This is a genomic window from Xylanibacter caecicola (assembly GCF_013166515.1).
GTDB classification, from domain to species: Bacteria; Bacteroidota; Bacteroidia; order Bacteroidales; family Bacteroidaceae; genus Prevotella; species Prevotella caecicola.
The window spans coordinates 1-9,155 of sequence record NZ_JABKKJ010000040.1 but is presented as its reverse complement, the minus strand read 5'-3'; the positions used below and the strand labels follow the sequence as shown (position 1 = coordinate 9,155).

Sequence of the window (9,155 nt, the reverse complement as noted above, 5' to 3'; positions counted from 1 at the left end):
TAGAGCTGCGGTGAAATCATCCTCGAAAGCGGGATTTTTGCCGACGCTATCTGACCCATGAGCTGCTCCGCAGCCCCTCCAAGCCACGCATCCATGAACGGCGAAAGGTAGTTCTCCAGCTCCGGATAAGAGGTCAGTATCGGAAATATATCCTCGTAACGGCGGTTCAGAAACTCGATAGCATGGGGAAACGTGCAAAACTTCCCGTTCTGATAGATTTTGAGATACCAGATAATACTGGCAAACAGAATGATAGGTGACTCCACGAAGAAGTCGCCCTGCTTTTGCACCCACGTTTTATTGAGGTTGAGCATTATTGTGTAGGCACTCTCATAGGCATCCGTAATATCTTCCATAAAATCCGGGTGAATGGGATTGCACCGATGAGAGCGTCGCGGGTCGTCGAAGTTGATTACATAGAATTTCGGCTTCACCTTGTAGCCCTCCGGATTATTCATCAGATGGTTATATGCGATGGTCGAAAGGTCGGGGTACTTGAAATCGTAGATGTATTGGCTAAAGCCCTTCTCAATCTGTTGCTTGATAAAATTGTTTACAACGGCGTATGACTTGCCGCTGCCCGGCGTACCCAACACGATGGACGCACGGAAGGGATTAACTACATTGATCCAACCGTTGTTCCAGCGTTTCCTGTAATAGAAACGTGTCGGCAGATTGACCGAATACTCGCTTTCGATAAGCCTCGTTTCCTGCATGAAACTCTCGTTCTCGTTGTTGAAAACATCCTCCATCAAATTGTGTTTCAACAGACGGCTCATCCACAGACCTCCCATCAGCAGGCAGACATAGCCCGTTCCAATGGTAAGGACATATAGTCCCGTCACCGCTTCAAGCGGCAGCGGCAGGGGCAGCAACCACCAGTTCAGGAAAAACAGCACGAACCCGACGGCAAATGCTGTCCAGATTCTCCCCCAAGTGATTTTCTCACCCTTGACACCTTTCGTACCCAGACAGGACAGGGCAAGCAAAAGGACGGAAAACAGTTTCGTGTACAGTATGGAATGGAACAACCCCGCCGTGCGGTCGAAGTTCAGAAGGATTTTGTCCACCACGCCGATGTTCACGCCCCACATCCTGATGGCTTCGTAGCAGAACCAGTACACGTTCATGACCACTAAAATGATACTCACGGCACGCAGAAAATCCATGATTTTCGCCAATGCCCTCAAATCGTCTTCTTGTGACATACATTGATTTTTTAATTGTTGATACTCTGATTACATACCCAAGCCCTTGCGCTTTTTCTTCTTTTTGCGCTTCATTGCCCGGATGAAAGCCTCTTCCTCGGCATCGGTCGCCGGACCTTCGGGAGTGAGCAAGCCCATACCGCCCGACACGTCTTCACGGTCGTATGCGGTCTGCCCATATACCTTGTCCGCAACATCCGCCGGGATGGAAAGCGGTATAGGCGGTTGTCCGGCGTATGGCAGTGTGAAGTGTTCCTGCAAGGCATTCGCCGAAAGTTCCTTACCCATGCGCGAACCGTTCAGCACGCATCCCGTGCGGTGGTCGATGAAGGTAGCCCCATAGATGCGCCCTTCCTCTGTGTAGCGCAGCACGGTATCTATGCCCTTCTCTTTGAGCCGGGAAATAAACCTGTCCTTGTCATAAGTGCCTTGCAGCACGGAAAGGACGGTGCGTTTCGTCATGTCTGCCAGTTTCCTGTCCTTGATTTCCGATTTGGAACGGACAAACTTCTTCTGCACGGCTTCATAGCCTGCGGACTTCCCGAAGAGCGAGGACTTGAACGGATTGCCAACTTTGTTACCCCTGTCGTCCGTGACGGAATAGACCAGCCCGTGATACTCCCGTCCGCGCACGTTTCCCCTCGCTTCCTCCACCGTCATATTATATAAGGAAAGGAGCGCACGGTATTCGCCCATCGTCTGGAAGCGGTACTGCCCGTTCAGAGCCTTCACGGTGTTGCCCACCTGCTTTTTCACATCGCCAGCCGATGCGTCCACCTTGCGCAACGGGTTATCCAATCTCTGATTTTTTCGTTCTGCCGGATGCAATCCATACTTCTGTTCCAGTTCCCTGCGAATACGGTCGCTGCGGCGGTAGAGAAAATCCCGGTTGAGCCTTTTCCCGTTCTCGTCCACGTTGACCGTCACGATGTGCAGGTGGTTGCGGTCGATGTCCTCGTGCTTGAATACAAGATAAGGCTGGTTTCCGAAACCGAGTTTTTCCAGATACTCGCGGGCGATATTCTGCAACTCAATATCGGTCAGCACATCCTCCGGGTGCGGGTTGAGTGAGATATGCACCACCGGCTTCTCGACCTTCATCTGCGGTGGCAGGAAGGTGTGGAAACCCTCCATCGCCTTGCTTATGTCCACCGTTCCCGAACCGTCATTGTAGATGCGGTTGGTGGTGAGAAGCCGCCCCTGCGCCTCGTTAATCTTCTCCCCGTTGTAGGCAATCGCGCCGTACAACGAGTTTCCTACACTGATTTTTGCGACCATTTTGCTTCCATTTCTCTCGACAATTCCACAATCTGACGGCTCAGTTTCACGAGTTCGACGGTGTGTTGCTCCAGCTTGTAGAGCAACGCCATCGCCTTTTTCTCGGAAAAATGCAGCCTCAATTCCTTCACGACTTGGTTGTAATTCGTACCCACGGCGCGGAACTGCGCGTGAAAATCCGACAGCTTGGTGTAGTAGTCCACCAGCGTCTTGTCCACCTTCAGCACCTTGAACGGTTGCCCGAAGAAGTGCGCTTTGAGGAAAACCGACCGTGCATAGACACCCGATTTTCCGAACATGGCGAGGAAACGGTTGTGTTCCTCCTCGTTGAAACGGACGGTGTACCGGTACACCGCCGGATCAAGTTTGGGATTTCTCCCTGCTTTGCTTTTCCTTTTCTCTTTCATATCACTTTGGATTTAGCGGATTGACGGCATAAGCCGCCGCTTCTGTTCACGGCACCGCAGTTCTGAAAGGCTTTCCGACTTCGGAGGGAAAGCCCGTCCCCTGCAAGGGCAAGTGCTTTTCCGGGATGCTCAAATCATTTTGAGCGGCTGAAAAGACATCTTGCTATGTTCAGGTGAACATAAAAATCCGTCAGGGGACGGATTGGGAAAATACCTTTCAGGACTCCGGCCCGCACGCCATCGGCGAACCCTGCCGTCCGGGTGCAAAGTTACGCCCTTAAAGCGGTAATGGACAGATGCTTGACCCGGTCAATGGCTGCCAACCGGCGCAACATGCCGCCACTTGCTGGAGAAGTGATACAGGTTCAAAAATATACTTGTTTATTTGCAGCATGATTCAAGAAACGAACGGTTTGAAGATATGAGGAAAGGAACATTCAAATACCCGGACAACCGCTTCGGCGGACACTTGCCGAAACGGATACCCGAACCGTCGGAAACCCGGTTGTCCGACAATCCGATGACGTATGGATTCAATGACTTCATGACGCAATGTCGTCATTCATCACTTGTCCGCCGCACCGCTTCACCGCAGAACCGGATACGTGGTGACCCGCCCGTGTGCCTGTTCACGGAAACGGATAATGCGGTAATTCAATCCGCATGTAAACAGAAAATAAAATCATCAACAATTAAACTGAATAGAACCATGAGTAAAGAAATCTTCGTTGCATTCGCAACACAGAAAGGTGGCATTGGCAAATCCACCGTCACGGCACTCGCCGCCAGCTACCTCCACAACGTGAAAGGCTACAATGTCGCCGTCGTTGACTGCGATGACCCGCAGCACAGCATCCACGGTCTGCGCGAACATGAGACGGCACTCATCGGCGGGAGCATCTACTTCAAGGCTCTCGCGTGCGACCATTTCCGCAAGATAAAGAAGAACGCCTATCCGGTCATCAAGAGCAACGCGGTGAACGCCCTCGACGATGCGGAAAGGATGATCGCCGCCGAGGTCATGAAGCCCGACGTGGTTTTCTTCGACATGCCGGGAACACTCCGGAGCAACGGCGTGATAAAGACGCTATCGCAGATGGACTACATCTTCACGCCCCTTAGTGCCGATCGCTTCGTCGTGGAGAGTACCCTGAAATTCGTCACGATGTTCCGCGACAGGCTGATGACGACCGGGCAGGCGAAAACAAAGGGGCTTTATCTGTTCTGGACGATGGTGGACGGCAGGGAGAGGAACGACCTGTACGGCATCTACGAGGAAGTGATAGCCGAAATGGGCTTTCCGGTACTTTCCACCCGCTTGCCCGACAGCAAGAAGTTCCGCCGTGACCTTTCGGAAGAGCGCAAGAACGTTTTCCGCTCCACCATCTTCCCGATGGACACGGCACTGCTGAAAGGGAGTGGCATCCGGGAGTTTTCCGAAGAGATAAGCGACATCATCAGACCGCAGTGAGCATGGGCAGCAGGAAAGTGAACACGGAAGGCATCGACGAGGAACTGCTGTTAGCTTCCATCGGGCGGCGCACACAGGACGGGACACTGCGCCCCGCACAGGAAGTACCCGCAGCTGCACTGACCGAAGAGGACACCGCCGCACCGGAACCACCTCCTGTGCAACCAGTAACACGGGAAAAAGCGCAGAGGGAAAGTGGCCGCCGGAAAAGGCAGGATGAGGACTATAACGAGCTGTTCCTGCGCCGCAACGAGATAAAGACCCGCCAGTGTGTCTATATCAGCCGCGATGTCCACGGCAAAATCCTCAGAATCGTGAACGACATCGCCGGAGGTGAAATCTCGGTGGGCGGCTATGTGGATACCGTGCTGCGCCAACATCTGGAACAGCACAAGGAGAGAATCAACGAACTGTACAAGAAACAACGTGAAGATCTGATTTGAAAATGGAAAAAGAAATGACACCGAATGAAAAAAGACCACAGCAAGACTGCGGAGGTATGTTTGCCCAAGTGCAGGCGAGTGTGGAAATCCTGTCGCCTGTCCCGGTAACCGACAAATGCTGCGAGAAGGACTATGAACGTCTGTTCATCCGTGACCCGGAAGTAAAGGCACGTGAGGGGAAGATGGCGTATGTGCGCCCGGAATACCACGAGCGTATCATGCGTATCACCCGTGTAATCGGGCATGACCGGCTTACGCTGTCCGCCTACATCGACCATGTGCTGACGCACCACTTCAACCAGTGCGAGGACGCTATAAAGAGCCTTTACGCCCGAAATTATAATTCAGTATTCTAACCAAAAACGGAAGTATATGAATGAAACAATCAGCATGACAGACATTCTGCTGGCGGTATCGGTTGGCTGCAACCTCTGGTTCCTGTTCCTGCTCCTTTACGAGCGCATCATGGACACGCGGATTGTCCGCTTCTTCAATGGCATTGCCGGATTATGGCGGTCGTTGGACAGGAATGGGCTAAAGAGCGTAGCGGCACACGAGGAAGTCCCTGCAGAAAAGGCGGACATCATCGGGAAGAGCCGTTTTAGGATGGCATCCACCCGGACAACCGCTGCCATACCGGCGCAAGAAGCCGCCACTTCGGAAAAAGGCATTGAGCTGTCGGAGGAAGAGGCTACTTTTGACGACGGAAAAACGGGAAACGCATCCCGCCCGGCACAAGTCCCGGAGGAAAAACTCGATGAGACCTTCACGAGCATACCGCCGGAGGAACTGGGATACGGGGACGACGAACCGGAAGAGGACGCCTCGGACACGCCACGGGCTTCGGGCAGCAGCTTTGACGAGATTGACGACGCCTGCAAGACCGCCAAAAACCCGGACGCGACACAGGCGGAACGTGAAAAGGCGGCTAAGGTGTTCACCGACATGGAGGGCACGGAGTTGTACGAGAAAATGATGGAAGGCTCTTCGGAGATAGGCATCCGCATCAAGGGGCTTATCGAGATTCGGCTGAAGAAATCTGAAAAGGAGTTCGTCGTGCCGGACAACATCGAGGAGTTCGACATTCGCAACTATGTATGACAACAATAAAAGAAATGAACATGAAAGAATGACATCAACCCACGCGGCGAGGAAACGCAAGGCGCATCCCCATCCGCAACGGACACGCCCACGTCCGTGGAAACAAACGGGCATCCACTAAAACCAAAGTAAAGAAACAAAGTATCAACCGCCCGACAAAGGACCATCCACCCTTTTGACGGCAAAAAACAAGAACAGTTTATGAACAAGAACATCTTGAAAAACAGAAAAGCAATCCTCTCCGCGGCACTTGTCATCGCCGCAACCGCCTCCGCTTTCGCGCAGGGAAACGGCATCGCGGGCATCAACGAAGCCACCTCTATGGTGAGTTCTTATTTCGACCCCGGAACTAAACTGATATACGCCATCGGTGCAGTCGTCGGGCTTATCGGGGGCGTAAAAGTGTACGGCAAGTTTTCATCGGGCGACCCCGACACCAGCAAGACAGCCGCCTCGTGGTTCGGCGCGTGCATCTTCCTGATTGTTGCCGCCACCATCCTGCGCTCATTCTTCCTTTAATAAATAATGTATGGCTGAATACCCAATCAACAAGGGTATCGGCCGTCCGGTAGAGTTCAAGGGCTTGAAGGCACAGTACCTCTTCATCTTCTGCGGAGGTCTGCTGGCTCTCTTCGTCCTGTTCGTCATCCTCTACATGGTCGGTATCGACCAGTGGATATGTATCGGCTTCGGCGCGGCATCGTCCTCCCTCCTTGTATGGCAGACCTTCGCGCTGAACGCCCGGTACGGTGAACACGGGCTGATGAAATTAGGAGCGGCACGGAGCCATCCCCGATACCTTATCAACCGGCGGCGGATAACCCGTCTGTTCAAACGACAACGAAAGGAAGAAAGACAATGAGGAATACATCGAAAATGACAACACTGGAAAACAGGTTCCCACTTTTAGCGGTGGAGCATGGCTGCATCATCTCAAAGGACGCCGACATCACGGTGGCTTTCGAGGTGGAACTACCGGAACTTTACACCGTGACGGGTGCGGAGTACGAGGCGATACACAGTTGCTGGTGCAAGGCTATCAAGGTGCTGCCGGACTACTCCGTCGTCCACAAACAGGACTGGTTCATCAAGGAACGCTACAAACCGGAGCTTCAGAAGGACGACATGAGCTTTTTAAGCCGCTCTTTCGAGCGTCACTTCAACGAGCGTCCGTACCTGAAACACACCTGCTACCTCTACCTGACCAAGACAACAAAGGAGCGTAACCGGATGCAGAGCAATTTCAGCACGCTGTGCCGGGGACATATCATCCCGAAGGAGCTGGACAGGGAAACCACGACCAAGTTCTTGGAAGCCTGCGAACAGTTCGAGCGCATCATGAACGACAGCGGGCTTGTCAGGCTGCGCCGCCTCTCCACCGATGAGATTGTGGGTACTGAGGGAAAGACGGGACTTATTGAACGCTACTTCTCGCTCATGCCGGAAGGTGACACCACCTTGCAGGACATCGAGCTTTCGGCAAGGGAGATGCGCATCGGCGACAACCGCCTGTGTCTGCACACCCTCTCCGACGCGGAAGACCTGCCGGGCAAGGTGGCTACCGACACCCGTTACGAGAAGCTCTCCACCGACCGGAGTGACTGCCGACTGTCATTCGCCTCCCCGGTGGGGCTTCTGCTCTCCTGCAACCATATCTACAACCAGTATGTGCTGATAGACAACAGTGAGGAAACCTTGCAGAAGTTCGAGAAGTCCGCCCGTAACATGCAGTCGCTATCTCGCTATTCAAGGAGCAACAGCATCAACCGCGAGTGGATAGACCAATACCTGAACGAAGCCCATTCCTACGGACTGACCTCGGTACGGGCACACTTCAACGTCATGGCGTGGAGCGACGATGCGGAGGAACTGAAGCATATCAAGAACGACGTGGGCAGCCAGTTGGCAAGCATGGAATGCGTGCCGCGCCACAACACCATCGACTGCCCGACACTCTACTGGGCGGCGATACCCGGCAATGCGGCGGACTTCCCGGCGGAAGAGAGTTTCCACACCTTCATCGAACAGGCGGTGTGCCTGTTCACAGAGGAAACCAACTACCGCAGCTCGCTCTCGCCCTTCGGCATCAAGATGGTGGACAGGCTCACGGGAAAACCGCTGCACCTTGACATCTCCGACCTGCCCATGAAGCGAGGTATCACGACCAACCGCAACAAGTTCGTGCTGGGTCCTTCGGGCAGCGGCAAGTCTTTCTTCATGAACCACCTCGTGCGCCAATATTATGAGCAAGGCGCACATGTGGTATTGGTGGACACGGGAAACTCCTATCAGGGCTTGTGCGGCATGATCCGACGCAAGACAGGCGGAGCGGACGGTGTGTATTTCACCTACACGGAAGATAAGCCCATCAGCTTCAACCCGTTCTACACCGACGATTACATCTTCGACGTGGAGAAGAAGGACAGCATCAAGACCCTGTTGCTGACGCTCTGGAAGTCGGAGGACGACAAGGTGACAAAGACGGAGAGCGGCGAGCTGGGCAGTGCCGTGAGTGCCTATATTGAACGTATCCAATCCGACCGTAGCATCGTGCCGTCGTTCAACACCTTCTACGAGTATATGCGTGACGACTACCGCAAGGAACTGGCTGAGCGTGACATCAAGGTGGAGAAGTCCGACTTCAACATCGACAACATGCTCACCACCATGCGGCAGTATTACCGGGGCGGGCGTTACGATTTCCTGCTCAACTCCACGGAGAACATCGACCTGCTCGGCAAGCGGTTCATCGTCTTCGAGATAGATTCGATTAAAGAAAACCGCGAACTGTTCCCCGTCGTGACCATCATCATCATGGAAGCCTTCATCAACAAGATGCGGCGGCTGAAAGGCGTGCGGAAACAGCTTATCGTGGAAGAGGCTTGGAAGGCCCTCTCATCGGCGAACATGGCTGAATATCTGCGCTATATGTATAAGACGGTCAGAAAATATTACGGCGAGGCAATCGTGGTGACGCAGGAGGTGGACGACATTATCAGTTCTCCGGTGGTCAAAGAGAGCATTATCAACAACTCGGATTGTAAAATCCTGCTTGACCAAAGGAAATATATGAACAAGTTCGACCAGATACAGGCGTTGCTCGGACTGACGGAAAAGGAGAAGTCGCAGATACTCTCCATCAACATGGCGAACAACCCTTCACGGCTCTACAAGGAGGTGTGGATAGGCTTGGGCGGCACGCAGTCGGCGGTCTATGCCACGGAGGTCAGCGCGGAAGAGTATCTGG

At 53.4% G+C, this 9,155-nt stretch carries 10 protein-coding genes; 7 read left to right on the top strand and 3 right to left on the bottom strand.

Annotated features, from left to right (window positions below; genetic code table 11):
* From HPS54_RS12250 to mobA, 3 genes are all read right to left on the bottom strand, one after another.
* A partial coding sequence (locus HPS54_RS12250; protein ID WP_172345713.1) for a YWFCY domain-containing protein occupies nucleotides 1-1,208 on the bottom strand: 1,208 nt, incomplete at its 3' end.
* A gap of 30 nt (nucleotides 1,209-1,238) precedes the next feature.
* The gene (gene mobB / locus HPS54_RS12245) at nucleotides 1,239-2,486 is read right to left on the bottom strand and encodes a conjugal transfer protein MobB (protein WP_049129744.1); all 1,248 of its coding nucleotides are present in this window, start codon (nucleotides 2,484-2,486) and stop codon (nucleotides 1,239-1,241) included.
* Nucleotides 2,465-2,893 carry a conjugal transfer protein MobA gene (gene mobA, locus HPS54_RS12240; protein ID WP_004312006.1) on the bottom strand — a complete coding sequence of 143 codons (429 nt, stop codon included), beginning with the start codon at nucleotides 2,891-2,893 and terminating at the stop codon, nucleotides 2,465-2,467. Before mobA ends, mobB begins: the two co-directional genes overlap by 22 nt.
* Nucleotides 2,894-3,314: 421 nt before the next feature.
* Between mobA and HPS54_RS12235 the strand changes: the two genes are divergently transcribed.
* From HPS54_RS12235 to HPS54_RS12205, 7 genes are all read left to right on the top strand, one after another.
* Nucleotides 3,315-4,364, top strand: coding sequence for a ParA family protein (locus HPS54_RS12235; RefSeq protein ID WP_080975784.1), 1,050 nt, complete (start codon nucleotides 3,315-3,317; stop codon nucleotides 4,362-4,364).
* Between the two features lie 2 nt (nucleotides 4,365-4,366).
* The gene (locus tag HPS54_RS12230; RefSeq protein WP_049129745.1) at nucleotides 4,367-4,807 is read left to right on the top strand and encodes a DUF3408 domain-containing protein; all 441 of its coding nucleotides are present in this window, start codon (nucleotides 4,367-4,369) and stop codon (nucleotides 4,805-4,807) included.
* 2 nt (nucleotides 4,808-4,809) lie between these two features.
* A complete protein-coding gene (locus tag HPS54_RS12225; RefSeq protein WP_049129746.1) occupies nucleotides 4,810-5,163 on the top strand; it encodes a DUF3408 domain-containing protein in 354 nt (117 codons plus the stop codon).
* Nucleotides 5,164-5,179: 16 nt separating this feature from the next.
* On the top strand, nucleotides 5,180-5,908 hold the full coding sequence (locus HPS54_RS12220) for a conjugal transfer protein TraD (protein ID WP_172345712.1): 729 nt from the start codon (nucleotides 5,180-5,182) through the stop codon (nucleotides 5,906-5,908).
* A 201-nt stretch (nucleotides 5,909-6,109) separates the two neighbouring features.
* Nucleotides 6,110-6,427, top strand: a complete 318-nt coding sequence (locus HPS54_RS12215) for a DUF4134 domain-containing protein (protein ID WP_002560983.1) — start codon at nucleotides 6,110-6,112, stop codon at nucleotides 6,425-6,427.
* Between the two features lie 10 nt (nucleotides 6,428-6,437).
* Nucleotides 6,438-6,770 carry a DUF4133 domain-containing protein gene (locus HPS54_RS12210; protein WP_004291514.1) on the top strand — a complete coding sequence of 111 codons (333 nt, stop codon included), beginning with the start codon at nucleotides 6,438-6,440 and terminating at the stop codon, nucleotides 6,768-6,770.
* The coding region (locus HPS54_RS12205) for a TraG family conjugative transposon ATPase (protein WP_172345711.1) at nucleotides 6,767-9,155 on the top strand (2,389 nt) is incomplete at its 3' end. The genes HPS54_RS12210 and HPS54_RS12205, both read left to right, overlap by 4 nt.